This is a genomic window from Pseudomonas sp. UBA3153 (assembly GCF_002364635.1).
In the GTDB taxonomy this organism is placed as follows: Bacteria; Pseudomonadota; Gammaproteobacteria; order Pseudomonadales; family Pseudomonadaceae; genus Pseudomonas_O; species Pseudomonas_O kuykendallii.
In genome coordinates this window covers 2066-2801 of the sequence record NZ_DEYR01000012.1, presented here as the reverse complement: position 1 = coordinate 2801, position 736 = coordinate 2066, and the positions used below count along the sequence as shown (strand labels likewise).

Here is a 736-nt window from a genome sequence, read left to right as displayed (position 1 = left end):
GGTCAACATCAGCTTCGCCAAGTTGCAGATGCAGAGCGACCTCGGCTTCAGCGACACCGTCTACGGCCTGGGCGCGAGCCTGTTCTTCGTCGGCTATTTCCTCTTCGAGGTGCCGAGCAACATGCTCCTGCACCGCATCGGCGCCCGCGTCTGGATCGCCCGGATCATGATCTCCTGGGGCCTGGCCTCGGCGGCGATGATGTTCGTCAGCAACGAGACCTGGTTCTACGTGCTGCGCTTCCTGATCGGCGTGATGGAGGCCGGCTTCGTGCCCGGCGTGCTGTATTTCTTCACCCAGTGGTATCCCGGCAACCGCCGTGCGCGGATCAACTCCTACTTCAAGAGCTCGATCTGCCTGTGCGGCATCATCGGCGGACCGCTGGCGGGGTTCATCCTCGGCCATTTCGACGGTGTCGGCGGCATGGCCGGCTGGAAGTGGCTGTTCCTTCTCGAAGGCCTGCCGTCGGTGCTGCTGGGCCTGGTGGTGCTCTGGCTGGTGGCCGACCGCATCGAGGATGCGCGCTGGCTGAGCCGCGAGGAGAAGGATTTCCTCGCCGAGCGCATGGCGCGCGAAGTGCAGCCCGAAGGCTCGCAGTCGCTGCGTTCGATCCTCAAGGAACCGGCGACCCTGGCGCTGTCGGGCATCTACCTGTGCCTGGTAATGGCGCTGACCGGGCTGCTGTTCTGGATGCCGCAGCTGATCCGCAATGCCGGGGTCGACGACACCATGCGCATC

General features: G+C 64.8%; 1 protein-coding gene. It reads left to right on the top strand.

Annotation, left to right across the window (positions count from 1 at the left end):
- Positions 1-736: MFS transporter (locus B2X67_RS02870; protein WP_286784547.1), on the top strand; the 736-nt coding region annotated here is incomplete at both ends.